This window comes from Actinomadura madurae (assembly GCF_900115095.1).
In the GTDB taxonomy this organism is placed as follows: Bacteria; Actinomycetota; Actinomycetes; order Streptosporangiales; family Streptosporangiaceae; genus Spirillospora; species Spirillospora madurae.
Genome location: NZ_FOVH01000013.1, coordinates 203,266 through 228,916, shown reverse-complemented (window position 1 = coordinate 228,916; position 25,651 = coordinate 203,266). Strand labels below are relative to the sequence as shown.

Here is a 25,651-nt window from a genome sequence, read left to right as displayed (position 1 = left end):
CATCGGGCGCCGCCCCTCGGCTGTCAAGAGGCGCCGAGGGCGGCGATGACCTCGGCCGCGGCCCGCTCCCCGGACCGCACCGCCCCCTCCATGTAGTTCATCCAGACCGCGGACGTCTCGGCCCCCGCCCAGTGGACGCGGCCGACCGGCTCGCGCAGATGCGGGCCGTACCGCGTCCACCCGCCCGGCCCGAAGTTGCCGCCGAAGCAGCCCCGCGTCCACGGCTCGCTCGTCCAGTCGGTCTCCACGTACCCCGACGGACGCACCGCGCGTTCGCCGAAGTACCGGCCCAGGACCTCCAGCACCGCCTCGCGGCGCGCCCCGGAGGGCAGCCGGGCCAGGGCCCTCGCGTCGTCTCCCTGCGAGAAGGCCACGAGCACTCCGTGAGCCCCGTCGGGGGGCGAGTTGTCGAACGTGACCGTGACGGGGCCCCGGTCGCGCATCAGGCCGCCGTTCAGTCCCTCGTCCCGCCAGAACGGGGCGTCGTAGAGGCAGCTGATCTTGATCGTCGATCCCGGCGTCATCCGCCGCTGGAGTTCGGCGCGCGCGGCCGGCAAGGGCGGGTCGTACTCGATCCGGCCGCCGAGCACGGGCGGGACGGCCACGATCGCGCGGCGGGCCCGCACCGTGAGGTCCCGGGCGGACACCTCCACGCCGTCCGGCGTCTGCCGGACACGGTCCGCCGGGGCGGCCAGGCGCACGGCGCGGGCGCCCAGCACGCCGGCCAGCCGTACCGCGAGTTCTTGCGCGCCGCCCGCGAACCTGCGTTCCTGCGCGCCGCCGGCCACCTCCGTCAGCAGGTCCACCGAACCGGCCGACCGGATGTAGGCCAGGACGTGCAGCAGCGACAGCTCGGCCGGCTCGGCCGCGAAGACCGCCGTGATCAGCATGCGCATGACGCCGTACGCGTCCGGCTCCCCGCTGTCCCGGAGCCAGTCCTCGAAGGTCGGCGCGTCCCATTCGACGGCGTGCGCCGCCGTCCAGGGCGCGTCCGGCGGCAGCTCCGACGCCATCCGTTCCAGCTCGGCGAGGAGCCGCTTGGCGCGCTTGTACGCGAGCCGGCCGCCCGCCAGGTCGATCCGCGTCCTCCCCGCGTGGTAGGTGGCGAACGTGGCGACGCCGAGATCGCCGGCCAGGGCCGCCAGGCGGTCCTGCGTGGGCCCGATGAACTGCCCGCCCGCCTCCACGGCGCCGCCCGGGGCGGGGCGGGTCCAGGTCCGGCCGCCCACCCGGTCGCGCGCCTCGATGACCAGTGGGCGCAGCCCCGCGCGCCGCAGGTCGCGGGCGGCCACCAGCCCCGCCAGCCCCGCCCCTATGACGGCCACGTCGGCCGTCTCGTCCCTACTCAGATCGTCCACCTCCACGAAGGGTGTCGTGATCGGACCCGCTCAGGGGCCTGCCGGAAACGAAGGCCCTGAGCACGTTGTCGGTGATGCGGGAGATGTCGTTGTCGTAGCCGTCGTGGGCGAGGGCGCCGCACCACGCGATGGAGCCCGTCGAGAAGACGGCGCCCCCGTTCGGATAGGGCACCAGCACCAGATCGGCCTTGACCGGCCAGTCGGTGGCACCGACCGGGATGTCCGCGGGGTCCGTCTCGTAGGACGAGGAGTGGTCCGAAGGCGACGACGAGGCCAGCACGACCGCGCCTTCGGGGGTGCCCAGGGCGATGTCCGCCCGATCGAGTTCGTATCCGGCGGCACCGTGCTCCTGCACGAGGGACGGGTGGTCTCCGATCAGATCGTGATCGTCGTCGATCCCCTCGAAGACGAACGCCACGCCGGGGTCGCGACTCCGGGCACTGCGGCGGTAGGGCGCCGCGCGGTCGTAGCCGGCGGCCGTGAACCCCACTCCCACGAGCCGCTGCGGCGGTCGCCCGCGGTGCCGCCAGATCCCGCCCGGCTCACCGGTCGTGCTGTGGTGTCCCTCGCCGGGACCCGCCGCCCACGCACGGGCTCCCGCGGTGCGGCGGACCTCGATGACGTGGGGCTCCTCCGGCGAGTACGACGTGACCCAGTAGAACCCGTTGCCCCCGAGGTACATGACCCGTCCGCCGGCCCTCAGATACGCCTCCAGGGCGTCGAGCATCCGTTCCGACCAGTACTCGGGGTGCGTGCCGACGATGACGACCTTGTAGGGCGACAGGAGTCTCGCGCCCTCGCGGTGCAGGATCTCGTCGGTGAGGACGTCGGTCCTGTGCCCCTTGTGGCCGAGCCAGTGCGTCAGGTGCAGATCGGCCGGGAGCAGGTGCGGATAGCTGGGGACGTCCTGCCATCGTCCCGGGACGTCGGGGAACTTGAGCCGCACCTTCGGCCGCATCGTGAGGTTCGGCCGCAGCCGCGACGAGTAGCACGTCCCGCTGCCGTCGTCGTGGACGTCGTACAGGCTGAGCAGCCTCATCTCGAGCTCGCCCGGCCTCAGCGGCTCGCCCCGGTCCTCCCAGAACTGGGTGGCCGCGAGGTTGGCGTAGGCGAGATAGGTCGTGGTGGGGACGAGGTAGGCGATCTCGGAATCCGCCGTGCCCGGCCTCGGGCGGACGAAGAACGGAACGTGGTCCTCGGCGGTGGACGTCCGCAGCCGGGCGGCGTAGACACCGCTCGGCAGGTCCGGCGGCACCACGAGTTCGACATCGGTCTCCCAGCCCGCGTCGGTGAGGTCGTCGTCGTGGAAGTGGATCGCGCCGTACTCCTCGGGGGCGCGGTGGAAGGCCGTCTCCCGGCCCGTCCAGTTCCACCCGGTCATCGCCCGGGCGGGCGTGTTCACCGTCCGGCCGTGGAACTGGTTCGGGGACAGGTCGATCACGTCCCGCGTGCCGGGCCGCGGCGAGAAGTCCCACGCGGCGACGAGGCCGTCCGCACGCGCTCCGGAGCCGCCGGCGCGCGCCGACGCCTCGATCGCCTCGGCGCCGAGCAGGACGCCGTAGAGCCGTGGTGCGTCGATCTTGCCGTTGAAGACCGCCGCGACCCGGGCGCCCGCGTCGTGACCCGCGATGATCAGGCGCGCCCGGCTCGGCGCCACCGTCGCCACCGGGTGTTCGGCCGCGGTCGTGGAACCGTCGTCCGGCCACCGCACCAGCGCGGTCTGGCTCACCCGGACCCGGCCGGTACGGGAGTCATAGGACGCCGAGACCAGGTACCACCGGCCGGCTCGCAGCGGCCGCCCGGTGCCGGCGCGCACGACGGTCTCCCCGTCACCGGCCCAGAACTGGACGTCGCCGCCCGCACCGAGGAAGAGCCCGTACCCCCGAGCACCGTCCCATTTGGTCAGGATGCCCTGGACGCCTTTGCCGGGCTGCGTCGGAAACACCCAGGCGTGGAGCGTGACGGCGTCGCTCAACCGCAGCAGGGGATGGTCGGCGACCTCGACGTACGACCCGAAGTCCAGCGGCTGTTCCCGGCCCGGGTACTCGGCGGCGGCCGGGCACTCCACCTCCTCCTCCAGGAAGCCGGGGCCGGCGGGATTCTCGTCGCCGTGCAGGAGCCGGACCAGGTCGAACCGGAACCTCGGGGCGGTGCAGCTGACCTTGAAGGCCACGGTCTCGCCCGGGGCGGCGGTCATGGGGTCGCTGTACCCGACGATCTCCGCGCCGCGCAGCTCACCGTCGAAGGTGATGCGGTCCCTCACCTCTTCGGACATGCCGTTCCTCTCCTCACCCGCGCAGGGTGCTGACGTAGCCCTTCATGACCGCGCGCTGCGCGAACGCGTAGCCGGCCAGCACCGGCGCGAGCGCGATCAGCGTGCTGGCGAAGATCAGCGGCCAGTCGGCGGAGAACCTGCCGACCAGGGAGTAGACCGCCACGGGGAGCGTCACCCGGTCGGTGCCGCCCACGACCACCAGCGCGACGAAGAAGTCGTTCCAGACGAACAGGCCGGTCAGCGCCGCCACGACCCCGGTGGCCGGACGGACCAGTGGGAAGACGATCCGCACCAGGATCAGCAGGGAGGAGGCACCGTCCACCCGGGCGGCCTCCTCGTAAGCCGCCGGCAACCCCCGGATGAACCCGGCGTACAAGAAGACGGCCAGCGGCGTCTGCAGGCCCAGATAGACCAGGATCAGGCCGGCGCGCGTGCCGGCCAGCCCCGTGTCCACGAGGAACACGTAGAGCGGGATGACGCCGAGTTGGATCGGCATGATCATCGCGAGCATGAACAGCCCCGACAGCAGTCCGGACAGCCGGGACGTCCGGCGGGCCAGCGCGTAGCCGGCGGGCGCGGCGGTGAGCACCAGCAGCAGCACCACGACCGCCGTCGTCAGGACGCTGTTGAACAGCGCCTGGCCGAACGAGACCGTGCCCCCGCCCGCCTGCTCCCATGCCTGGGCCAGGTTGGCGGTCGTCGGGCTCGACGGCGGCGCGAACGACGAGCCGGCCGCCTCCCCGGGCGTCTTGAACGCCGTCGCCACGACGAAGTAGACCGGCGCCAGCACGGGGACCGCCGCGATCCACAAGCCGGCCTCCCGGAACGCCGTCCATCGCGTGTATCCGTGCATCACCGACTCCTGGAGCGCAGCAGGCGGACCTGGACGAAGCAGACGGCGAACACCAGGGCGACCAGCAGCAGGGCGACCGCCGCGCTGTAGCCGTACCGGCCGGTCACGAAAGCCTGCTTGTAGACGTGGGTGCCGAGCGTCTCGCTGGCTCCGGACGGCCCGCCGCCGGTGAGGGCCATCACCTGGTCGAACGCCATGAACGCGAGGATCGTCGACAGGACCGTGCCCACCGTGACCGAGGGAAGCAGCAGCGGCAGCGTGACGTGGCGGAAGCTCCGCCAGGCCCCGGCGCCGTCCACCGCCGCAGCCTCCAGCACCTCGGTCTGGACACCCTGGAGACCGGCCAGGTAGATCAGCATGTGGAAGCCGGAGAACTGCCACACCATCACCAGGACGACCATCGGCAGCGCGGTCGAGGGGCTGCCCAGCCAGGGATGCGCGGCGGCACCGAGGCCGCCCGCCCGGAGCGCCTCGTTGAGCGGGCCGGCGGCGTCCAGGATGTACTTCCACACGTAGGCGACCACGAGCGGGCTCACGACCGCCGGGAGGAAGAACAGGGTCCGCAGCACGTTCCGCGTCCTGAGCGAGCGGGACAGCCCGAGTGCCAGGCCCAGCCCCACGGCGTTGACCCCTGTCACGTAGAGAACGGTCAGCACCACGGTGTGGAGCAGCACGCCCCGCCCCTCCGGCTCGGTCAGGAACTCGCGGAAGTTCCCGAGCCCGACCCAGGCGGGTGACGTCAGGCCGTCCCAGTCCGTGAACGCGTAGCCCGCGCCGACCAGCGACGGTCCGAGCAGCAGCCCGGAGCAGAGCAGGGTGGACGGCACGAGGAACAGCAGGGGCACCCGGCGGGCGGCGCGCCGTCCGCGGAGGCCCGCACCCCGCCGGGCAAGGCGCGCCCGGTGCCCGGCCCTCAGGGCGCCGTGGGCGTCCACGCCGAGTCCATTCCCTTGAGGACTCCCTCGGGGCCCTCCTGGCCGAGGAGCAGCTTGGTGATGCCGCTGTCCAGGCGTGTCCCGACCTCCGGGTTCGGCCAGTTCTGGTCCATGATCGGGGCGGTCCTGCCCGCGGTGAGGTAGGGGGTGAGCGCGGTGCCGTAGTCCGGCACGCCCGGATCGTCCTTGCCCGCCGGTATGCCGGGGACGCTGTCGTCGATCTCGCTGTACCTGACCCGGTTCTCGGCGTAGAAGTCGAGGAACCTGCGGGCGAGTTCGCGGTTCGCGGCCTTCCGCGGGACGGCCAGTCCGCTGACGGGGGCCGACGGCACGCGCACCGCGGACGAGTCGTCGCCGCCCGGGAAGGCGAACATCGCCAGGCGCGCCTTGGGGTCGCCGGCCGCGAACAGCGGCATCGTCGCCGTCGGCGCGATCGCCATGAGCGCCTTGCCCTGGCCGAGGGAACGGGCGGCGGCGTCCTGGGAGACACCGGTGGCGTTCCTGTCGAAGCAGCCTTCGTCCTTCATGGTCGCGAACCGTTCGATCGCCTGCCGCCAGCCCGGCGTGCCGGCGAACGTGATCTCGCCCTTCAGGCGCTGCTCCCCCGCCCGGGGGTTGTCGGCGAAGACGGTCGACGCGGCGAGCGCGAAGACCGCCCAGCGCGCCATGGCGGACCCCTGCTGGGCGCCGAAGGCGAAGGCCGCCGTGCCGCTTCCCGCGGTCTCGCGGCAGATCGCGAGCACGTCCCGGAACGTCTTGGGGACCCGCAGGTCCCGCTTCTCGAAGGTCTCCGGGTTGTGGAACACGCCGATGGAGGTCGCGTCGACCGGCAGCGCGTAGATCTTGTCCCCCTTCTTGGACACCGCCGCACCCGGACCGGTGACCAGGTTCGTCCACGGCGCCCCGCCGAGATCGGCCACCAGTCCCTTGTCCGCGAGCACGAGCACGTTGCCGGCGTCGCCGTAACCGAGGAGCATCCGCGCCACGTCCGGCACCTGGTTGCCGCTGAGCTGCCTGCGCAGGGTCTCCGAGTACTGGACGTACGGGGTCTTCTTCACGGTGACCTTGACGCCCGCGTTGGCCTTCTCGAATTCGGCGGCGGCCGTGTCGAGGGGATCCTTGCCCTGGCCGGTGTCCCAGGCGGCGACGACGAGTTCGCCGTCGCGGCCGGTCCCGGCCCCGGCACCCCCGCAGCCGGCCGCCAGGAGCAGCGACGCCGACAGGGCCAGGGGCACCAGCACACCGTCCGATCTCGTCATGACCGTGTTCCTTCCGAGGTGAGGTGGAGCCGGTGGGTGCCGCCGCCCACGGTCAGGACGAGCTCGTCGCCGTCGCGCCGCGGGCCGGTCGCGGGGACGCCGTCCCCGGTGAGCCGGGGGGCGTCGAGACCGCCGCAGGGCAGCCGGACCTCCGCCTCGGCGGACGGGGGGACCGTGAGCGTCACGTGGAGCCCGTCCGCGCCGGCCCGCCAGTCGATCGCCGCGTCCCCCCGGACGGTGCGCACGCGGGCGCCGGCGTGGGCGAGGCGGTGGGTGAGGCTGGGCCGGACGAGGATGCGCCGCCAGCCCGGAGCCGCCGGGGTCAGCCCGGCGACGTCGTTGTAGAGGAACGTCCCGATCATCGCCAGCAGCTTCATGTTGCGGCTGAACGTGGGGTCGCCGCCCCAGGTCTCCCAGACGGTGGTCGCGCCGCGTGCCACCTGGTCGCCCCAGCTGGGGAAGGTGGTCCGGGTGGCGATCCCGTACATCACGTCCGCCGGCTCGCCGGTCAGCACGTGCTGCAGCGCGGCGGTGCCCATCGTCCCGGTGGACAGGTGGCCGCCATCGCGCCCGATCTCCTCGACCAGCCCGGCCAGCGCGCGGTCCCGGTGCTCGGCGGGGACCAGGCCGAACCACAGCGGCATGGCGCGGGAGGTCTGCGACCCGGTGGCGTAGCTCGCCGTGGCTTCGTCGAAGAACCGCTCGTTGAAGGCACGGCGGATGTCCCCGGCCAGTTCCCGGTAGCGGGCGGCGTCGGCGCTCTCCCCGATCGCCTCGGCCGCGCGGGCGGTCATCGAGGTGACGGCGAAGAACCAGGCCGTGGAGGTCAGCTCGACCGGCGTGCGCTTGGGGAAGACGCTGCACGTGCCGTCCGGCTGCGGCTCCATGTGGTCGCCGAGCCCCTCGGTGAGGATGAGGCCGTCCGAGCGTGACCGGAGGAACTCCACGCCGCGCCGCATCCCCGGGTAGTGCCGTTCGAGGATGGTGCGGTCGCCGTAGAAGCGGTACAGGTTCCAGGCGACGCTCGGGTACGACGTCATGGCGAAGTCGGGCTGGGCCCCGTACGGCCAGTACATGACGTGCTCGAAGTCGTCGGGGACGTCGTAGCCCTCGGGCGCCTCCATGGTGATCTTGCCTCGCCAGTGGATCGGGCAGACCAGCGGGAAGCGGCCGTCCGGGAGCTGGGCGTCGGCCAGGTCGTCGAGCCATTTGAGCCAGAACCGGGCCGCGTCGAAGTCGTACAGGTAGTCCTCGACCGCCCAGCCCGGGTCGCCGACCCAGCCGACCCGCTCGTAGCGTTCGGCGGCGTCCTGCGGGAAACCCTGGAAACTGGTGCGCAGCGTCCACAGCACGTTGCGGTGGATCCGGTTCAGCAGCGGGTCGGAGCAGGAGAACTCGCCGGTGCCCGGCAGGCCGGAGTGGACGACCCGCCCCTCGACCTCGATCACCGCCGTTTCGGGCCCCGGCGTGGTGATCTCGACGTACCGGAAGCCGTGCAGGGTGAACCGGGGCTCCCAGACCTCCTCGCCCTCGCCCTTCAGGACGTAGGTGTCGGTCTGGCGCGCGGGGAGCCAGGCGTTCATGTTGGCGTCGTCGTCCGGCTCACCGTCGTCGCCGAGCTCCCCGAAATGCCGCAGGACGACTTCGGAGCCGGCCGGGCCGGACACCCTGATGCGGGTCCAGCCGGAGAAGTGCTGGCCGAAGTCGACGATCGAGGCACCGTCCCGGCCCGCCGGCACGCGCACCGGCGCGAGCGTCTCGATCACGCGGACCGGCTGGACGAGCTGGGCGGCGAGCCGGGCCTCGGGCGGGTCGGCGGCGGTGGCCGGGGACCAGGCGCCGGCGTCGAACCCGGGCGCGTCCCAGCCCGGGGTCTCGCGCCGGGCGTCGTAGTACTCGCCGTGGCCGTAGTCGTTGTAGGCGATGGGGCCGGGCCCCGTCCGCCAGCCCTCGCCGGTGGCGACGACCGATCGGCGGCCGTCCGCCGTCTCGATCTCGATCTGGAGCAGGGCCCGCGGGCGGTCGCCGTAGGGCGTGCGCGGCATCGGGCCGGGACCGATGTCCTCCTCGGCGCTGTACCAGCCGTGCCCGAGCATCAGCCCGGTCGCATTCGTCCCGGGCTTGAGCAGGCCGGTGATGTCGTGGACGGAGTAGAGCACCCGCGGACTCGGGATGCGCGCGGGTTTGCCGTCGCCGTCGTACAGGTCGGGGTCGTGGTCGTAGGTGGTGTTCGCCGGGTCGAGCACCCGGTCGCCGACGCGCTCGCCGTTCAGCCGGAGCTCGTAGTGACCGAGTGCGGCGACGTAGGCACGGGCCTGCCGAACCTCCCCCGGCACGTCGAACTCGGTGCGCAGCAGAGGAGAGGGGACGTCCTCGCCGCCGCAGATCCACACGGCCTCCCAGTCGGCCGGGTCGAGCAGGCCGGTCTCGAAGCTCGCCGCCGAGGCGAACGGGCCGGGTTCCTCACCGTCGCCCCAGAGCCGGACAGTCCACCAGTAGCGCCGCCGGGACGCGAGCGGGGCGCCCCGGTAGGCCACGCCGTTCACCTCGCCGGTCTCGACGCGTCCGGAGTCCCATGCGTCCCCGATGCCTCGGGCCGGCAGGTCCGGGTCCGTGGCGACCAGCACCTGGCAGGCCCGCTGGGGCCCGCTGGGCGTCCAGCCGAACGCCGGGTCGGCGATGTCGATGCCGAGCGGGTCGTCCAGGTGTTCGCATCGCAGCCGACCGGCGCGCGGGGGCGCCGCCGGCGGTTCGTCGCGGTGAAGGGACATCGGCAGGCTCCGATCTGGGTCGCGGAGGTGCGTCCGGCGTGGCGGCCGGCGGCCGCCGGGCCGGAGTCGCGGGCCGGACGACGTTCTGTTCATACGACCTGGATATATGACCTGGACGTATGACCAAGACTGTTCACCGAGTATCCGCACCCCCGTCACCTGTGTCAACAGGGACGCGAGGGCGGATTCGGCGACACCCCGCGCTACACTTGGTCAAGCGACCTGTTCACGCGGCCGCGCCCCGCCGGCGCGGCGCATCCAGCCCCGGGAGCTCCAGATGGCCTACCTGCCCGCCGAGGAACGCCGCCGCAGCATCATCGACGCCGCGGTGGTGGTGATCGCGTCACACGGGCTGGCGGGCGCCACCACCAGGCGTATCGCCGAACAGGCCGGGGCACCGCTGGGGGCGCTGCACTACTGCTTCCGCAACAAGGCCGAGCTGATCGACGTCGTCGCGGAGCGAGGCGCGACCATGCTGCGGGAGGCGTTCGACGACGTCGACCCCGACCGCGGCCTGGAGGCGACGATCCGCGACAGCGTCAGCGCCTACTGGCGGTGGGTCCAGGCGAATCTGGGGCTCCAGCTGGCCCTCCTCGAACTGGGCATGTGGCGGATCAGGCAGGCCGCCGAGGGCGAGAGCGTCTACTCGATGTACGACGCCTTCGGCACGGACCTGCTCAAGCAGAACCTCGACCGCGCGGTCAAGGCCGGCACCACCGCGCCCGCCATCACGGTCGAGGAGATCACCAGGTTCATCACCCACCGCTTCGACGGCATGATCCTGGAGTACGCGGCCTCCCATGACCGGGACGCCTGCCAACGCCAGGCCGACCTGCTGGCCGACGCACTGGTCCTGCTCGCCCTCCCCGTCTGATCGTCCCGCCCGAGCCGCCCAGCGGCACGGACGCGGCGAGCCCGGCGCGCATGGCCGGGGCGAGCGCGCCGGCCAGCGGCGTGCTCACCGGCCCCGGCGAGACGGCGCTCTCCGCTCACGCCTCGCCTCCCGCGCGTACGGCCGCGTATCCGGGGTTGACGATCGAGGGAACCGGCCTGCCCTGGAGGAAGTCGGCGATCTGGCGGGCCGCGAGGCGCGGCAGATCCGCCAGGGAGTCCGGCGAGTACCAGGCCGCGTGCGGCGTCAGCAGCACGCCCGGCGCGCCGCGCAGCGGGCTCCCGGCGGGCAGCGGCTCGGCCTCGAAAACGTCGAGCGCCGCCGCGCCGACATGGCCCGACGCCAGCGCGCCGGCCAACGCGGCCTCGTCGATCAGCCCGCCCCGGCAGGTGTTCACGATCAGCGCACCGGGCCGCATCCGGGCGATGGTCTCGCCGTTCAGCAGATGCCGGGTCCGGCCGGTCAGCGGCACGTGCAGGGTGACGATGTCGGCGGCGGCCAGCGCCCCGTCCAGGTCCGCGGGCGCATGACCGGCCGCCCGGACGGACGCCGCCGCCACGTTCGGGTCGTGGACCACCACGCGGAAGCCGAGGGCGGCGGCGTGCGCGGCGGCGAGCGAGCCGATCCGGCCGAAGCCGATGACGGCCACGGTGGCCCGCGAGGGGCGCAGCGCGCCGGCCCCGTCTCCGGTCGCCGACCAGCGCCCGTCCCGCACCGCCCGGTCGAGGACGGGCAGCCGCCGGGCCAGCGCCATGACCATGGCGATGGTGTGGGCCGCCACCTCCTCGACGCAGTAGCCGGGTGTGTTGGCCACCGCGACGCCCCGCGCCGTGGCGGCGGCGACGTCGATCATGTCGTGGCCGATGCCGAGGCGGCTGACGAACCGCAGCCGGTCCAGCCCGGCCAGCACGGGCGCGGTGACCGGCGCCCACTGCACCAGCAGCGCTGTCGCGTCCCGGGCCGCCTCGGCGACCTCCCCGGGCGTGCGGCAGGAGGCGCGGCGCACCCGCAGGCCGGCCGCCCCGAGGATCCGCTCCGGCTCGTCGCCCGGCAGGTCGGAGTCGGTGATGACCACCAGCGGCTCAGTCATCCGGATCCGCCTGGCCCAGCGTGCCGCGCAGCCGTTCGGTGGCCAGCTCGATGTGGCGGCTCATCTCCGCGCAGCCGGCTTCGGCGTCACCGCTGAGGATCGCGTCCAGCAGCTCGTCGTGAGTGGCGGCGTGCCGTTCGAGGGCCTCGGGCTCCAACGCCGCCGTCGCGGCGCGGAGGAACGCGCCGATCCGGCCCCGCAGGCCGGTGACGACCTCCCCGAGCATCTGGTGGTCGGCAAGTTCCCACAGCCGTTCATGGAAGCGCTGGTCGAGGTCGAGCACCCGGCGGTAGTCGCCGCGGGCCGCGGCCCGCCGCATCGATGCGACCATGCGCCGGAGCTTCTTCTCCTCCTCGGCGGTCAGCCTCTCCTGAACGCGCGTGACCACGAAGCGCTCCAGCACCGTGCGCAGCGAGGAGAGCTCTTCCAGCTCCCTGGGAGTGAGCGTGGCGACCCGGGCTCCGCGCCGGGGCGCGCGTTCGACCAGGCCCTCGTCGGTCAGCCGGGCCAGTGCCTCGCGGATCGGGATGTGGCTGACGCCGAGCTCGGCGGCCAGCCTCCGCTCGACCAGACGTTCGCCCGGCGGGTAGCGGCCCTCGTGGATCGCGTCGCGGATCCGCCCGGCCACCCGGTCGGCCAGGCTGTCGTCGGAAACGGGATCAAGCGCCATGAGGGAACGCTATAGCATCTAGCGTTCATTGACCATGCTCAGCTAGATGCTATAGCGTTTTGCGATCGGGGCGCGGAGCGTCCTAGCAGGTAGTGGAGGTAGTGGGCATGCGGATCGCTCAGGACCGCAAGGCGCTGGTCACCGGCGGCGGGTCCGGATTCGGCAGGCGGATCGCCCGGCTGCTGCACGAGGCCGGCGCCGCGGTGGCCGTCCTGGACGTCGACGCGGAGCGGGTCGGGGAGACGGCGGCCGATCTCGGCACCCGGACGCTCGGGATCACCGCCGACGTCCGTTCGGCGGCGGACATGCGCGCGGCCGTGGCCCGCGCGACCGGCGAGTTCGGCGGGCTGGACACGCTGGTCGTCTCGGCCGGGGTCTTCCACGCCGGCACGCTGGATGAGACCGGCGAGGAGGACTGGGACCGCACTCTGGACGTCAACCTGAAGGGCGCGTTCATGACCGTCAAGGCCGCCGCGCTCGCGCTGCGGGAGTCCGGCCGGGGACGGATCGTGACCATCGGCTCCGACTGCGGCCGGCGGGGATTCCCCGGCCAGGTCCCCTACGTCGCGTCCAAGTTCGGGCTCGTCGGGCTCACCGAGTCGGTGGCGGCGGAGCTGGCGCCCGCCGGTGTGACCGCCAACTGCGTGTGCCCGGTCGGCTGCCCCACCACCGAGATGGGGCGGCGGGTCGTCGAGTGGAAGACCGGGCGCACCGGCCTGCCGCCCGCGCAGATCATGGAGGCGACCGCCGCCGCCAACCCCCTCGGCCGCAACGCGACCGAGGACGACGTCGCCGACGCCGCCCTCTTCTTCCTCTCCGACCACGCGGGGTTCCTCACCGGCGTCACGCTCGACGTGGACGGCGGCGCCCGCCTCGCCGGCATCCCGGGGACGAGGTGACATGGCCGACCTGCCGTTCGTCGACACCCACGTCCACTTCCACGATCTCGGCCATCCCCGGCTCCGGTACGAGTGGCTGGAGCCGGACGCGCCCGAGGACCCGGTGACCGGCCCCGACGGAGCGATCCGGGCGCGCCGCTACTGGGCCGACGACTTCGTCGCCGAGACGCGCTTCCACAACGTCCGCAAGGTCGTGCACGTCCAGGCCGCCATCGGTACGGACGACCCCGTGGAGGAGACCCGCTGGCTGCAGGCGTTCGCCGACCGGCTCGGCGTCCCGCACGGCATCGTCGCCCACGCCGACCTCACCCGCCCCGACACCGCCGAGACACTGGCCAGGCACGCCGAGTTCCCCAACCTGCGCGGGATACGCGATCTGCGGTACGACGGATACCTCACCGACGAGTCCTGGCTCCGCGGCTACGCCCTCCTGGAGCGCCACCGGCTGGTCTGCTGCGATGATCCGCCCCTGGAACGGTTCCCCGACGCGCGGCGGCTGGCCGAACGCTTTCCCGGCATCACCCTGTGCATCGACCACGCGGGCTACCCGCGCCGGCGCGACCCTGAGTACTTTCGCCGGTGGCGGGACGCCATGCGCGACATCGCCGCGGCCCCGAACGTCGTCGTGAAGATCTCCGGCCTCGGCCAGGCCGACCACCGGTGGACGACGGCCGGCCTGCGCCCCTGGGTCCTGGAGTGCATCGACGCGTTCGGCCCTGGACGGGCCTTCTTCGGCTCCAACTGGCCGGTCGACCGGCTCTACAGCTCCTATGGCGACGTGGTGGACGCGTACGCCGAGATCATCTCTGGCTTCACGGAGGCCGAACGGCGGGCACTCTTCAGCGGCAGCGCCGAGCGGATCTTCCGGCTCGGCACCGAGGAGGCACGGACGTGAGCAAGGTCAGGGTCGCGGTGATCGGCTGCGGCTGGTGGACGACGTTCGCCCACCTCCCCGCGATCATCGGGCATCTCGACGCGGAGATCGCGGCGCTGGCCGATCCCGACGAGCGCAGGCTGGCGGCGGCGGCCGAGGCGTTCGAGGTGGACGCCTCGTTCGCCACCGCCGAGGAGCTGCTGGACTCGGTGAAGGCCGACGCGGCCGTGATCGCGGTCCCGCACGCGCTGCACTACCCGATCGCCCGCCTCACCCTCGACCACGGCCTGCCCACGCTTCTGGAGAAGCCCATGGTCATCGAGCCCCGGCACGGCCGGGAGCTGATCGCCCTGGCCGGCGAGCGCGGCGCCGCGCTGCTCGTCGACTACCCGTGGCACTACAACCCGCACGCCCTCACCCTCCGGAAGGAACTGGCCGACGGCGTGATCGGGCCCATCGAGCACGTGTCCTGCCTGTACGCCTCCGCCGTCCGCGAGCTGTACCGAGGCGACCCGGAGCCGTACCGTGACCTGTGGGGATATCCCGTGAACGCCCCCGGCCGGAGCACCTACAGCGACCCGGCGCTGTCGGGCGGCGGGCAGGGTCAGACCCAGATCACCCATGCCGCCGCCCTGATGCTGTGGCTCACCGGCCTGCGCCCGCGCGGGGTCAGCGCCTTCTCCTCGAACTTCGAACTCCCGGTCGACCTCGCCGACGGGGTGGCGATCCGGTTCGACGGCGGCGCGGTCGGCGTGCTCAGCTCGACCGGCGCCGTGCTGCCCGGCCACGACGAGATCGCCCGGTTCGAGATCTTCGGCCGGGACGGGCACGTCCTGTTCGACGTCAACCGCGGCACCGCCTCGATCCACGTCGCCGGCATGACGAGGAACCTGCTGGAACTGCCCGTCGTACAGCGCAATCCCGAGCACGCCCCTGCCCGCAACCTCATCGACGTGGTCCTCGGCCGCGCGGGCAACGGCTCGCCCGGCGAGATCGGGCTCGGGGCGGTGGAGTTCGTCGCCGCCATGTACCGGTCGGCGCACGAGGGCCGCGTCATCGACCCGGCCGACGTCTAGGAGGTCGCCGTACCATGCTCACCGGTGTCTCGCACATGGGCTTCACCGTCGCCGACGTCCGATCGGCGGCCGCCTTCTACGAGCGGTTGTTCGGCGCTCCCCCGGACGTCCGGCGAATCTACGACGCGCCGTACACCGCCGACCAGGTCGGCTATCCGGGCGCGCGCCTGGACATCGCGATCTTCCGCATCCCGGGCAGCGACGTCCGGCTGGAGCTGATCCAGTACCTCGAACCCACCGGAACCCCGGTCGACATCGAGACCAGGAACCCCGGAACCGCGCATCTCTGCCTGGTCACCGACGACCTCGCCGCCGAGTTCGCCCGGCTGGCCTCCCTGGGAGCCCGTCCCCGCAGCGCCGCCCCGGTGCTGATCACCTCGGGCCCCAACCGGGGACGCCATGTCGCCTACTTCCGTGATCCGCAGGGCCTGACCATCGAAATCGTCGAAGCCCGCCATGAGGAGCGGCAGTAGTGCCGTCCCGCCGCGCTGGTCCGCCGCCTCATGCGCGTTGGGTCGTCCAGCGAATGGCACGGGTTCCGCGCGACGGCCGTCCTCGTCGATTCACCGTTCTGAAAAGGTCTCTCTGTCTGCCGGCGGGCGTGGCGGATTCACTCGAATCGAGCATTCGCCGATGGACAGGAGCTGCTGTGCCAGCCGAGAACCTCTTCCAGATCACCCGCTGCGAGACGGACGAGACGGGCGGATCGCGCCTCGTGGACACCGTCATGCCGATGCAGTCCGCCGGGCTCGTCGAGGGTGAGGCGGCGTTGCTCTCCACCGCTCCCGAGCGGGCCGTCGCGGTGACCTTCGTCGAGGTACCGGCGGAGGCGCGCGAGAGCGGCTGGCACCGGGCGCCGTGCCGCCAGTACGTGGTGGTGCTCAGTGGCCAGGTCGAGATCGAGGCGCGCGACGGCAGCACCCGGCGCATGGGTCCTGGGGACGTCATCCTCGCCGCTGACACGGAGGGCAGCGGTCACCGGGCGACAGCGTCCGGCGGACGCGCCCGGCTGCTGTTCATCTCACTCGCAGACGACTGAACCGCACCCCGCTTGGACATGGCGCCGCCCTCGGCCCTTCGGTGGACGAAGGGCCGAGGGCGGCGGTTCCGGGGTCAGGCCGGCAGGGCGAGGGTCTTGGTTTCGAGGAACTCGGCGAAGCCCTCTTCGCCGAACTCGCGGCCGAGCCCGCTCTGCTTGTATCCGCCGAACGGGGTGTCGGGCGCGAGCCAGACACCGTCGTTGACGCTGATGGTTCCCGTGCGGATACGGCGCGCCACACCGGTGGCCCGGTCGAGGTCCGCGCTGTGGACAGCGCCGGAGAGGCCGTAGACGCTGTCGTTGGCGATCCTGACCGCGTCGTCGTCGTCCTCGTAGGGGATCAGCGACAGCACGGGGCCGAAGATCTCCTCTTGGGCGATGACCGCCCCCGGGTCGACGTCGGCGAACAGGGCGGGCTCGACGTAGTACCCCTTCGGCCGCGGCGACGGGGTGCCGCCGACGACGAGCCGCGCCTCGGACCTGCCCGTCTCGATGTAACCGAGCACGCGTTCACGTTGGGCCGCGTTGATCAGCGGCCCGACGATCACGGCCGGATCGGTGGGGTCGCCGGCGCTGACAGACTCGAACGAGGCCTTGGCGATGGACACGCCCTCCTCGTACCTGCTGCGAGGCAGCAGCATCCGGGTCGGCAGCGCGCAGCCCTGACCGGCATGTGCGCACATCGAGACCGCGGCGCCGACGACGGCGGGGAAGTCCGCGTCGTCCAGGACGATGTTCGCCGACTTGCCGCCCAGCTCCAGACACACCCGCTTGAGCTGCTCGGACGCGGAGGCCATGATCTTGCGGCCGGTGGCCGTCGAGCCGGTGAAGGAGACCATGTCGACCCGCGGATCGGCGACCAGGCCCGCACCGAGACCGGGGTCGCGCCCCGAGATCACGTTGACGACACCGGCCGGGATGTCGGTGTGCTCCGCGACCAGCCTCCCCAGTTCCGTCCCGGACCAGGGTGTGTCCGGAGCCGGCTTGAGCACCACGGTGCAGCCTGCCGCGAGCGCGCCGACCATCTTGAAGAGGTTCAGCGGCAGCGGGTAGTTCCAGGGCGTGATCGCGGCGACCACGCCGACCGGCTCCCGGAGGATCTTGCGCCGGGACGGCACACCGAGGAGGGTGTCCCCCGCGCCGAGGTCCCGTTCATAGGGATAGTTCAGCGCGAGGTCCGCCCAGTACGCCGGGGCGTCGAGAACCGTGTCGAGCCAGATCGAGTGCGTCAGCGCGACGGGCACACCGGCCTCCTGGACGGTGATCGTCCGCAGCGTCTCCCGCTCCTTGTGCAGGGCCTCCCGCAGCTGGCGGAGGCACTGCGCGCGGAACTCGGCGTTCGCCGACCAGTCCGTCGCGTCGAAGGCGCGCCGTGCCGCGCCGATGGCGGCGTCGAGATCCTCTGGCGCGGCGTCGGCGGCATCGCCGATCGGCTCCTCGGTCGCCGGGTTCACGTTGGGGTGGACGCGGCCTCCGGTCGCGCGCCGCAGTCGTCCGTCGATCAGCAGGTCACTCACTGGATCGCCTCCTCAGACCCGGTCCGCCGGCCGTTCAGGAGGCCGCGGCGGACTTGCCGGTGAAGTAGCTCTCGACGTCCGGGAGCGTGCCGAGGTGCTTGAGCAGGCCGGCCGGGTCGAAGTAGTCGGTCCAGCGCGCGATCTTGCCGTCGCGCACGGTGAAGACGCCGACGACGGGGACCGTGAGGAGCTCCTCGCCGGCCTGGGTCCGGCCGACATCGATCCGCTCGGTGAAGACGACGTCACCGTCGACGGCGATGTTGAGCAGCTGGATCTCCATCACGTAGTCGCCGAAGACCTGCTGGCTCGCTTCGTGCTTGCCGACGATGTCCTCGATGCCGACGGCCGGCGGGAAGCCGCTGTTGCCCCACTCGGCGTCCTCGGTCAAGGACGCGCGCAGGTGGTCGGGCACTTGCGAGATCGGCTTGTGCATGCCGTCGAGGAACGCCTTGACGATGTCGATGTTGCTCATGAGATCTCCATATCTGCCGGATCGAATGCGGAGGTGGGGTGATCGCGCCCTGGTCAGGACGCGGTGAGGAGGGCCCCCGCGGTCCCACCGAAGAACTTCGACTTCTGCTCCTCCGTGAGGTCGGCGACCACGGGCTGGAAGGTGTCGACCGCCTTGAGGAAGCCCTCGCTGTGCGGGTAGTCGCCACCGAAGAGGAGGTTGTCGCCCAGGCCCGACTCGACATAGCTGCCGAGCGGTTCCACGGGGTTCACCGTCGAACGGAAGTGCTCGTACAGGTACTCGCTGGGCGCCCTCTTCAGGGCCACCGTGTTACGGCGGAAGAAGCCCTCCACGCGGTACGACACGTCCAGGCCGGGGCCGTTCACCACGCCGCCGATGCTGCCGGGGATGCCGGTTCCGCCGGAGATCAGCGGGTTGATCCACCCGGCGGTCAGCTCGACGGTGACGAACTTCAGCGAAGGGAACCGGTCGAAGACGCCGCCCAGGATCAGATCGGCCACGGCGACCTGGACGCCGAGGTGGCTGAACACGAAGTCCAGCGGGCCGAACAGCGGGTCGCCGTCGGCCTCGAACCATCCCTCCGGCAGGCCGGAGGCGCGCACGTCGCCGTCCTGGATGTGGAACACGGGGATGATCCCGTTGTCGACGAACGCCTTCCAGGCACGGTCGTGGTCCGGGTGCGACATGCGCCGGCCGTCCACCAGCCCGTAGGAGATCAGCGCGAACCGGACGCCGCTGCGGGCCAGGTAGGCCAGTTCCCTCTCCAGCCAGGCCGGATCGCCGCCGCGCAGCGTGACGTGGCCGGTCGGCTCCAGCCGCTCGCCGCCGTCCTGCTTGACGCTGGCGGCCCACCTGTTCCACGCCGACAGGTTGGCCCGCATGATGTCGAGCCGGCCGCCGAGCTGGCGGCCCCAGAGGAAGCCGAAGTGCGGGAGCAGCAGCGCCTTGTCGACTCCCTGCTCGTCGAGCTTCCTCACCCGCGCGCCCGCGTACTGCAGATCCTCCGGGACATCGGCGAGATAGTCGGTCTCCGGCGACTGGTGGTCCTTCCAGCGCTGCCAGGGGGTGACATGGGAGGCGAAGCCGTCCTCCGGGACCGTCTTCGCGTAAATGTAGATCCGCTGATTGGTCGCGCGCGAGAAGACCCACGGGAATCCCAGCTCATCCCGCTCCACCGTCAGCGCCAGATCGCGCTCCTCCGGTGCGATGTGATCGACCCACATCCCCGGGTACTCGAACAGATGCTGGTCGAAATCGAAAATCATGACCTGCCCCAATCCATGCGACGATTTGCCGGCTAACCACTAGCGCTACTCAAGTGCCTGCCGCTCGTGCCGACAAGCGGCCCGAATTCAAATGGCGTCAGCCGCCTCGGGAGCCCAGTCGACCAGTGACACGCCCGGTGCGGCTTCGCGGAAGACGGCCCGCATCGGCATATCCGCCACCAGGGCGGGACGGCCGGGGAGGTGGCCGGCCAGCCGGACCTCCGGCACGTCCTGCAACTCCACGAGCACGACCGTGTAGGGCACCGGGAACGCCGGATGCACCTGGTGTTCGGCAACGGTCCACGCCACGAGCCGGGCTCGTGGCGTGACCGCCTCCCATTCGATGCGGGTGCCGTGGCACCGGTGGCAGATGCCGCGCGGCAAGTGGACGAGCTCACCGCACCGCGCGCAACGGCAGACCGCGACCTCGCCGCGCCGCGCCGCCGTCCAGAACCCGCCGGTGTCCGGATCATCGACCACCGGCAGCGGCGCGGACGTCACGGCGTGTTCAGCGCTTCGAGCTTGGCGACGTCGAGGTTGTACAGCGACGCGGCGTTGCGCCAGAGGACCTTCTCGCGATCCGCCTCGGGAAGACCGCTGAGGCTGGTGTCGATCGCCTCGGTGATCTCGTCGCCGGTCAGGCACGTCTGGTGCGGGTAGTCCGTCTCGAAGAGCAGGTTGTCCGTGCCTATCGCCTCCACGTGCCAGGGCTGCAGCTTCTCGTACCAGAAGTTCGCGAACACCTGCCGGCGGAAGTAGTCGCTGGGCAGAAGGTCGCTGGCCGCGAACTCCGGCCGCTCGACCCACGGCTCGTACTTCTTGAAGTGGAAATCGAGCGACTCCAGAAGGAAGGGGATCCATCCGATCGCACTCTCCACCGACACGAACCTCAGCCGGGGGAACCGGGCCAGCACGCCGGACATCAGCAGGTCGGCGACTCCGATCCCGCTCTCCAGGAAGAAGCTCGTCGTCAATCGCGCCAGCGTCCCGCGCCAGCCTTCCTTCTCGATGCGCTCCGGATTCATGTGCCGGCTCAGATCCCCGCCGCCCACGTGGAAGCTGATGGACAGGCCGGCGTCCTGAGCCGCCGCCCACATCCGGTCCCAGTAGGGGTCCACGAACAGCGGCTGGCCGTGCTCCTGCGGCTTGCCGGTCGAGACCAGGCCCTTGTGCCCGAGCGCCGCGCAGCGCTCGATCTCGGCGACCGCGGCGTCGACGTCCCAGTACGGGATCAGCGCCAGCGAGAGCAGGCGGTCCGGGTCCGCGCTGCACCATTCGAGCAGGAAGTCGTTGTACGCCTGCAGCGCGGCGGTCTGGAACTCGAGCGCGTCGGAGCCGGCGGCCGCGAAGATGTTCGGCCCCACGAAGCCCAGGTTCGGGAACAGCGCGGCGGCCTGGATCCCGTAGGAGTCCAGGACCTTCAGCCGCTCGGTCGCGACGTAGGCGGACGGGTGCATCTGCTCGTAGGTCTGCGCGTAGTCCGGAAACCTCGGCGAGCGGATCGGCCGCCCGTTCTCATCCGGCACCATGATGCAGGTGCCGACGGTGAACAACGGCTTTCCGGCCATGCACCAGTATTCGCCCTGCCGGTCGTCGATCCAGCGCACCTCGGGAATCAGGTCGCCCCATCGCTCCCGGGACATCCGGCTGGTCCACAGATCACGCGGCTCGTTCACATGCGTGTCGGTGTCGATAATCAGCGGCGTACTCATGACGACCTCCTCGATGAGAACTGCGCTTGCCTGCAATTCCTAGAATTCCTGGTGCCGTGGCATTTCACGAGACTCACGAATTCAGATGAAGCAACCGCCCGCCGGACTAGGCCCTTCAGACACCGACGACGAACGTGGCGACGGTGGTCGCGGAGCCGCCGAGGTTCAGCAGGCCGACCCGCCGGGCGCCGGGAACCTGGTAGTCGCCGGCCCGGCCGCCGACCTGCTTGGCGCCGTCGAGGAGCATGCGCACGCCGGTGGCGCCGACGGGATGTCCGAGTCCGAGGAGCCCGCCGCTGGGGTTGACGGGCAGGCGGCCGCCCGGCTCGATCGTGCCGTCCTCGACCGCCTGCCAGGCCTTGCCCGGAGAGGTGATCCCAAAGTGGTCGAGGGCGATGTACTCGGAGATCGAGAAGCAGTCGTGGGTCTCGATGGCGTCGAGTTCGTACGGACTGGAGATGCCGGCTCGGCGGAAGGAGTCGACGATCGCCGTGCGCAGGTGAGGGAAGACGTACTCCGCACGGGCGCCGGCCGCCAGTTTGTCCTCCAACAGCATCGTCCCGGTGCGGTGTCCCCAGCCCTGGATGCGCGGCACGGACTCCAGCGCGATGCCACGTGCCCGGGCCCACTCGCCTGCGACCTTCTCGGATGCCAGGACCACGCCGGCCGACCCGTCCGTGGTCCGGCTGCAGTCCTGCTTGCGCAGAATGGCGCCGACACCGGGATTCACCTCGTCGTCGGCGTGATAGGAGCCTTCTGGGATCTCCCACGACCGCGTCTGCGCGTTGCCGTTGCGCCGGGCGTTGCCCACGTTGATCTCGGCGATACGGCCGAGGTGCCGATGGTCGAGCCCGTACCGGCGCTCGTACTCGACCGCCATACGGTCGAACATGCTCGGCCAGGGGAACGGCTCGTCCACGACTTCGCGGCCCGTCCACGCGGCGCATCCCAGCCGAACGCCCGCTTCGGCCCCGGGGACGTTGCGGAGCACCTCGGCGCCGAGGACGAGCGCGGTGCCGTAGCGTCCGCTCTCCAGGTCCGACATCGCGGCGAGGACGGCCATACTGCCCGAGGCGCAGGCGGCCTCGTGCCGTGAGGCGGGTTTGCCGGCCAGGTCTCGATGGGCCGCGGCGACCAGGCCGCCCATCTGCCCCTGGAAGTTGAACAGCTCGCCCGCGAAGTTCCCGACGTGGACGACCTCGACGTCCGCGGGCGCGATTCCCGCGTCGTCGAGCGTCCCGAAGGTCGCGGACTCGATCAGCGGGTAGACGTCCCCGCCGGGTGCCTTCTGGGCGAAGTCCGACTGCCATCCGCCGAGGATGAAGACTGGAGTGGGCATGCTCGTCCCTTCTGGAGGTCAGCCCGCGCGCAGGATGAGCGCGCTCGAACCAGGGCCGGGGGTTCCCGATGTCACGAGGCAGGTCTCCGCACCAGGGACCGGTGCCGTGGATTCGCCTCGCAGTTGCCGCACCCCCTCGACGACGTGGCTCATGCCGTGGATGTAGCCGTCGGCGAGATTCCCGCCGGACGTGTTGAGCGGCAGCGATCCGCCGAGTTCCAGTGCTCCGTCGGCCGCGAACGGACCGCCTTCGCCCGCGGCGCAGAAGCCGTAGTCCTCCAACTGCATCAGGACGGTGATGGTGAAGCAGTCGTAGATCTGGGCGACGTCGATGTCCGCCGGTCCCAGGCCCGCGTCGCGATAGAGCCGCTGTGCCAGTGCGCTCCCTTGGTTGATCAGCGGGCCGCTCAGCAGATTCCCCCAGAGACCGCCCAGACGGGGTCGGGGCAGGTCGCCCTGCGTCACCGCGCGGATGAGCACTCCGCGCTTGGGGCCGTCCTGCGCCCGGTCGGCGGCGGTGACGATCACCGCCGCGGCGCCGTCGGTCTCCAGGCAGAAGTCGTACAGGCGCAGCGGGTCCGCGATCGTTCGCGCGCCGAGGTAGTCGGCCATCGTCAGCGGGCGGCCGTACCGCTGCGCGGCCGGGTTCTCGTTCGCGCGCGCGTGGCAGGCCAGGGCGATATGGCCCAGCTGCTCGGCGGTCGTCCCGAACTCGGTCATGTGACGGCGGGCGAACATCGCGTACGCCATGCCGGGCGAGGCCAGGCCGTAGGGCATCAGGTACTCCAGGTAGGTGCCGCCGCCGCCGACGCTGGCGTCGGCTGCCCAGCCCTGGCCGAATCGCCTGCCCGACCGTCCGTTCAGCGAACGGAACACCAGCACGTTGTTCGCCCGCCCCGCGAGTATCGCGTCAACGGCCAGCCCGACCATCCCGCAGGGCGCGGCGCCCGCCCAGCTGCCGGCCGCCCAGAACGCGACGTTGGTCATGCCCAGGGCGGCGGCGACGTCCGCGTGCAGGGCCTCGTCCATCTCGCAGCGCACGATGCCGTCGATGTCCGAGGGGGCCAGGCCGGCGTCCCGGATCGCGGCGAGCGACGCCTGCGCGGCGAGGGTGAGCACCGAGCGGCCGGACTCACGGCTGAAGTCCGTGGTGCCGACCCCCGTTATGGCGCACCGGTCGCGGACGGAGGCGGTCACCGCCGCTCCCAGGTCACGCCGGCGACCTCGCGGTCCCAGGTCGCGGGTGTGCGCCCCTGGTCACGCAGCAGGTGCTTCTGCACGTGCCCGGTCGGGCTGAGCGGGAGTTCGTCGCGGAACTCGATGTAGCGCGGGAGCGCGAAGTACGGCACGCGCTCCTTGGACCACTCGAAGAGCTCCTCGGCGCTGAGGTCCGATCCCGCCGCCCGCACCGCGGTGACCTTCAGGTCGTCCTCGGAGAGATCGGACCGGACGGCGTGCACCGCGACCTGCCGGATCTCCGGATGCGCGGCGTAGGCGGCCTCGACCTCCTTGCTGGAGATGTTCTCGCCGCGGCGGCGCAGGTAGTCGTGCTTGCGGTCGACGAAGTAGAAGTGGCCCTCCTCGTCGAACCTCCCCAGGTCACCGGAGTGGAACCACAGGTTCCTGGTGGCGTCGAGCGTGGCCCCCGGACGGCGCCAGTAGCCCTTGAACATCACGTTCGGGCGACGTGGCCGGCACACCACCTCGCCCACCTGACCCGCGGGCAGCTCGTTGTCGTTCTCATCGACGACGCGCACCTCGAAGTCGGTCTCGTTCGTGCGCCCGGCGCTCGCGGCGGGTGAGTCGTCCTCCGCGGACTGGAAGGTCATCGGGAAGACCTCGGTCATGCCGTACCCCTTCGACCCCGGGGTCTTGACGCCGAACCGCTCGCGCCAGACCTCCTGCAAGGCGGGCGGGAACGGGACGCAGTGGACCATGCGGATCTGCCCGTAGCACCGCTGCATCTCGGGGGTGTCGGGCTGCTGGGCGATCATCACGGGCATGGCGCCGATCAGGTTCACCACCCGCGCGCCGGTCCGTTCGATCTCCGGCCAGAACCTGGACACCGAGAAACGCGGGGCGAGCGCCGCCGTGCCCTGCACGAGCATCGTGGAGATGATCGTCATGGACAGGACGTTGAGGTGGAACATCGGCAGCGGGTTCCAGTTCACCTCCTCGGAGGTGCGCCGGGTCTGGACCAGGCCGCGCCGGGCGATGTTGACGGCGTATCCGTGGCTGATCATGCAGCCCTTGGACGGCCCGGTCGTCCCCCCGGTGTAGGTGAGACAGGTGAGATCGTCGGGGGTCGGGGCGTACACCGGCGTGGTGAGCGGCTGCAGGTGGTCGGCCAGGGGCTCGATGCGCAGGTCGTCCGACCGCCGGCCGAGCGGCTCGCCGCGGTGCAGCACCCGTGCCACCCCGGGGAGCCGGTCGGAGATCGCGGTGAACCGGTCGACGAAGTCCTGTTCGCAGATCACCACCGCGGAGCCGGCATCGGTCACGACGTGGCGGAGGAACTCACCGCGCAGGGCGGTGTTCGTGCCCACCCACACCGCGCCGAGCAGGTTGGCGCCGAACCACGACGCCACGGCGTCGATGTGCGTGTCCTGCATGCTGACGACGGTCTGTCCGGCGCTGACGCCGAGCGCGGCCAGCCCGCCGGCCATCTCCTGCGCGCGCCGCCAGACGTCGGCGTACGAGTAGGTCTCACCGTTGAGGTCGAGGAACGTTCGGTGAGGGTCGTGCTCCACGCATCGTCGTAGCAACTCGACGACCGTGACCCGGTCGTCGGTGGGACGTGCGCTCATCGTGATCCTCTCGTCAAGGCCGCTGGCACCAACCTCGCGCTGATGAGGTCGGCGTTCCAGCCTCGACATTTCAGATTCCTGCACGACGCCCGGTGCGCTTTCACGATGCTTTCCGATGTGGCTTCATCGGCTTTCGATATCCCGGAGTAATTCGGCGGGGGCGCCGAGGACTTCCTCTCAGGCGAAGCTGTGGTCTACCGAGGTGCTCGGGCGGACGAGCCGGCGGTATCCGAACTCGAACGGGCCCTTTCCGCTCCTGGTACAGCGCACCCTCAGCCCGGAGACCGGATCGGTGTACCAGGCGCCGGCGACCACCCCGTCCTCGGGCGTGGTGACCGGACGGACGCTGCAGGGAACCGGCCTCGCCACACGCATCCGCAGGCCGCAGCACACCAGCACGCCGTCCGCCCCCGCGGCGCCGATCACGACGACCATGGCGTCGCACGACACACACTCGAAGCTCTCACCTGACCGCATTCGCGCGTTCCCCTCTCAGGTCGTCCATCAGCACGGCGCGTATCGTGGTCGCCGCCGGGCTCGATGGCCGC

Annotated in this window: 23 protein-coding genes; 6 read left to right on the top strand and 17 right to left on the bottom strand. The window is 71.6% G+C overall.

Features of this window, described 5'->3' with window-relative positions:
• Positions 1–23 precede the first annotated feature (23 nt).
• Genes BM339_RS31855 through BM339_RS31830 form a run of 6 tightly spaced genes read right to left on the bottom strand, consistent with a single transcriptional unit; the run spans position 24 to position 9,451 of the window.
• The gene (locus tag BM339_RS31855; RefSeq protein WP_143118683.1) at positions 24–1,358 is read right to left on the bottom strand and encodes a flavin monoamine oxidase family protein; all 1,335 of its coding nucleotides are present in this window, start codon (positions 1,356–1,358) and stop codon (positions 24–26) included.
• Positions 1,342–3,633, bottom strand: coding sequence for a N,N-dimethylformamidase beta subunit family domain-containing protein (locus BM339_RS31850; RefSeq protein WP_075023266.1), 2,292 nt, complete (start codon positions 3,631–3,633; stop codon positions 1,342–1,344). The genes BM339_RS31855 and BM339_RS31850 overlap by 17 nt, the downstream gene beginning before the upstream one ends.
• A 13-nt stretch (positions 3,634–3,646) precedes the next feature.
• A complete protein-coding gene (locus tag BM339_RS31845) occupies positions 3,647–4,486 on the bottom strand; it encodes a carbohydrate ABC transporter permease (RefSeq protein ID WP_075023265.1) in 840 nt (279 codons plus the stop codon).
• Entirely contained in the window at positions 4,486–5,421 is a 936-nt protein-coding gene (locus BM339_RS31840; RefSeq protein WP_021592324.1) for a carbohydrate ABC transporter permease, read from the bottom strand. Before BM339_RS31840 ends, BM339_RS31845 begins: the two co-directional genes overlap by 1 nt.
• Entirely contained in the window at positions 5,400–6,680 is a 1,281-nt protein-coding gene (locus tag BM339_RS31835) for an ABC transporter substrate-binding protein (RefSeq protein ID WP_075023264.1), read from the bottom strand. The genes BM339_RS31840 and BM339_RS31835 overlap by 22 nt, the downstream gene beginning before the upstream one ends.
• Positions 6,677–9,451, bottom strand: a complete 2,775-nt coding sequence (locus tag BM339_RS31830) for a family 78 glycoside hydrolase catalytic domain (RefSeq protein WP_075023263.1) — start codon at positions 9,449–9,451, stop codon at positions 6,677–6,679. The genes BM339_RS31835 and BM339_RS31830 overlap by 4 nt, the downstream gene beginning before the upstream one ends.
• A gap of 277 nt (positions 9,452–9,728) precedes the next feature.
• On the opposite strand from BM339_RS31830, the gene BM339_RS31825 reads away from it, so the two are divergent.
• Entirely contained in the window at positions 9,729–10,325 is a 597-nt protein-coding gene (locus tag BM339_RS31825; RefSeq protein WP_021592327.1) for a TetR/AcrR family transcriptional regulator, read from the top strand.
• 115 nt (positions 10,326–10,440) lie between these two features.
• Here BM339_RS31825 and BM339_RS31820 read toward each other — a convergent pair whose 3' ends face one another.
• Positions 10,441–11,433: a C-terminal binding protein gene (locus tag BM339_RS31820; RefSeq protein WP_021592328.1), complete on the bottom strand. Its 993-nt coding sequence runs from the start codon at positions 11,431–11,433 to the stop codon at positions 10,441–10,443.
• Positions 11,426–12,103, bottom strand: a complete 678-nt coding sequence (locus BM339_RS31815; RefSeq protein ID WP_021592329.1) for a GntR family transcriptional regulator — start codon at positions 12,101–12,103, stop codon at positions 11,426–11,428. The genes BM339_RS31820 and BM339_RS31815 overlap by 8 nt, the downstream gene beginning before the upstream one ends.
• Before the next feature lie 107 nt (positions 12,104–12,210).
• Here BM339_RS31815 and BM339_RS31810 point away from each other — a divergent pair, with 107 nt between their 5' ends.
• From BM339_RS31810 to BM339_RS48040, 5 genes are all read left to right on the top strand, one after another.
• Positions 12,211–13,002, top strand: a complete 792-nt coding sequence (locus tag BM339_RS31810; protein ID WP_075023262.1) for an SDR family NAD(P)-dependent oxidoreductase — start codon at positions 12,211–12,213, stop codon at positions 13,000–13,002.
• A 1-nt stretch (position 13,003) separates the two neighbouring features.
• Positions 13,004–13,897 (top strand): amidohydrolase family protein, encoded by an 894-nt coding sequence (locus tag BM339_RS31805; protein WP_021592331.1) that lies wholly within the window; start codon positions 13,004–13,006, stop codon positions 13,895–13,897.
• Positions 13,894–14,952: a Gfo/Idh/MocA family protein gene (locus BM339_RS31800; protein ID WP_075023261.1), complete on the top strand. Its 1,059-nt coding sequence runs from the start codon at positions 13,894–13,896 to the stop codon at positions 14,950–14,952. The genes BM339_RS31805 and BM339_RS31800 overlap by 4 nt, the downstream gene beginning before the upstream one ends.
• A gap of 14 nt (positions 14,953–14,966) precedes the next feature.
• Positions 14,967–15,425, top strand: a complete 459-nt coding sequence (locus tag BM339_RS31795) for a VOC family protein (RefSeq protein ID WP_075023260.1) — start codon at positions 14,967–14,969, stop codon at positions 15,423–15,425.
• A gap of 176 nt (positions 15,426–15,601) precedes the next feature.
• A complete protein-coding gene (locus tag BM339_RS48040; protein ID WP_177287832.1) occupies positions 15,602–15,991 on the top strand; it encodes a cupin domain-containing protein in 390 nt (129 codons plus the stop codon).
• A gap of 74 nt (positions 15,992–16,065) precedes the next feature.
• On the opposite strand, the gene BM339_RS31785 is transcribed toward BM339_RS48040, so the two are convergent.
• The 9 genes from BM339_RS31785 to BM339_RS31745 all read right to left on the bottom strand — a co-directional run bounded on the left by BM339_RS31785 (position 16,066) and on the right by BM339_RS31745 (position 25,553).
• Complete coding sequence (locus tag BM339_RS31785; protein ID WP_075023259.1) at positions 16,066–17,508, bottom strand: aldehyde dehydrogenase family protein; 1,443 nt, start codon at positions 17,506–17,508, stop codon at positions 16,066–16,068.
• Between the two features lie 34 nt (positions 17,509–17,542).
• Positions 17,543–17,980: a limonene-1,2-epoxide hydrolase family protein gene (locus BM339_RS31780; protein WP_021592336.1), complete on the bottom strand. Its 438-nt coding sequence runs from the start codon at positions 17,978–17,980 to the stop codon at positions 17,543–17,545.
• A gap of 53 nt (positions 17,981–18,033) precedes the next feature.
• Positions 18,034–19,245, bottom strand: coding sequence for an amidohydrolase family protein (locus BM339_RS31775; RefSeq protein WP_075023258.1), 1,212 nt, complete (start codon positions 19,243–19,245; stop codon positions 18,034–18,036).
• An 87-nt stretch (positions 19,246–19,332) separates the two neighbouring features.
• Complete coding sequence (locus tag BM339_RS31770) at positions 19,333–19,746, bottom strand: Zn-ribbon domain-containing OB-fold protein (RefSeq protein WP_021592338.1); 414 nt, start codon at positions 19,744–19,746, stop codon at positions 19,333–19,335.
• Positions 19,743–20,957, bottom strand: a complete 1,215-nt coding sequence (locus tag BM339_RS31765) for an amidohydrolase family protein (RefSeq protein ID WP_021592339.1) — start codon at positions 20,955–20,957, stop codon at positions 19,743–19,745. Before BM339_RS31765 ends, BM339_RS31770 begins: the two co-directional genes overlap by 4 nt.
• A 115-nt stretch (positions 20,958–21,072) precedes the next feature.
• Entirely contained in the window at positions 21,073–22,296 is a 1,224-nt protein-coding gene (locus BM339_RS31760) for an acetyl-CoA acetyltransferase (RefSeq protein ID WP_075023257.1), read from the bottom strand.
• An 18-nt stretch (positions 22,297–22,314) separates the two neighbouring features.
• Positions 22,315–23,493, bottom strand: a complete 1,179-nt coding sequence (locus BM339_RS31755; protein WP_075023256.1) for a thiolase C-terminal domain-containing protein — start codon at positions 23,491–23,493, stop codon at positions 22,315–22,317.
• A complete protein-coding gene (locus BM339_RS31750; protein WP_075023255.1) occupies positions 23,490–25,103 on the bottom strand; it encodes an AMP-binding protein in 1,614 nt (537 codons plus the stop codon). The genes BM339_RS31755 and BM339_RS31750 overlap by 4 nt, the downstream gene beginning before the upstream one ends.
• Before the next feature lie 177 nt (positions 25,104–25,280).
• Positions 25,281–25,553, bottom strand: a complete 273-nt coding sequence (locus BM339_RS31745; RefSeq protein WP_143118682.1) for a hypothetical protein — start codon at positions 25,551–25,553, stop codon at positions 25,281–25,283.
• Positions 25,554–25,651: the final 98 nt, after the last annotated feature.

Excerpts from the sequence above, each read along its gene's own strand:
- BM339_RS31850 (WP_075023266.1), bottom strand. The coding sequence starts at position 3,633 with ATGTCCGAAGAGGTGAGGGACCGCATCACCTTCGACGGTGAGCTGCGC.
- BM339_RS31845 (WP_075023265.1), bottom strand. The coding sequence starts at position 4,486 with ATGCACGGATACACGCGATGGACGGCGTTCCGGGAGGCCGGCTTGTGG.
- BM339_RS31835 (WP_075023264.1), bottom strand. The coding sequence starts at position 6,680 with ATGACGAGATCGGACGGTGTGCTGGTGCCCCTGGCCCTGTCGGCGTCG.
- BM339_RS31830 (WP_075023263.1), bottom strand. The coding sequence starts at position 9,451 with ATGTCCCTTCACCGCGACGAACCGCCGGCGGCGCCCCCGCGCGCCGGT.
- BM339_RS31825 (WP_021592327.1), top strand. The coding sequence starts at position 9,729 with ATGGCCTACCTGCCCGCCGAGGAACGCCGCCGCAGCATCATCGACGCC.
- BM339_RS31820 (WP_021592328.1), bottom strand. The coding sequence starts at position 11,433 with ATGACTGAGCCGCTGGTGGTCATCACCGACTCCGACCTGCCGGGCGAC.
- BM339_RS31815 (WP_021592329.1), bottom strand. The coding sequence starts at position 12,103 with ATGGCGCTTGATCCCGTTTCCGACGACAGCCTGGCCGACCGGGTGGCC.
- BM339_RS31810 (WP_075023262.1), top strand. The coding sequence starts at position 12,211 with ATGCGGATCGCTCAGGACCGCAAGGCGCTGGTCACCGGCGGCGGGTCC.
- BM339_RS31805 (WP_021592331.1), top strand. The coding sequence starts at position 13,004 with ATGGCCGACCTGCCGTTCGTCGACACCCACGTCCACTTCCACGATCTC.
- BM339_RS31795 (WP_075023260.1), top strand. The coding sequence starts at position 14,967 with ATGCTCACCGGTGTCTCGCACATGGGCTTCACCGTCGCCGACGTCCGA.
- BM339_RS31780 (WP_021592336.1), bottom strand. The coding sequence starts at position 17,980 with ATGAGCAACATCGACATCGTCAAGGCGTTCCTCGACGGCATGCACAAG.
- BM339_RS31775 (WP_075023258.1), bottom strand. The coding sequence starts at position 19,245 with ATGATTTTCGATTTCGACCAGCATCTGTTCGAGTACCCGGGGATGTGG.
- BM339_RS31765 (WP_021592339.1), bottom strand. The coding sequence starts at position 20,957 with ATGAGTACGCCGCTGATTATCGACACCGACACGCATGTGAACGAGCCG.
- BM339_RS31760 (WP_075023257.1), bottom strand. The coding sequence starts at position 22,296 with ATGCCCACTCCAGTCTTCATCCTCGGCGGATGGCAGTCGGACTTCGCC.
- BM339_RS31750 (WP_075023255.1), bottom strand. The coding sequence starts at position 25,103 with ATGAGCGCACGTCCCACCGACGACCGGGTCACGGTCGTCGAGTTGCTA.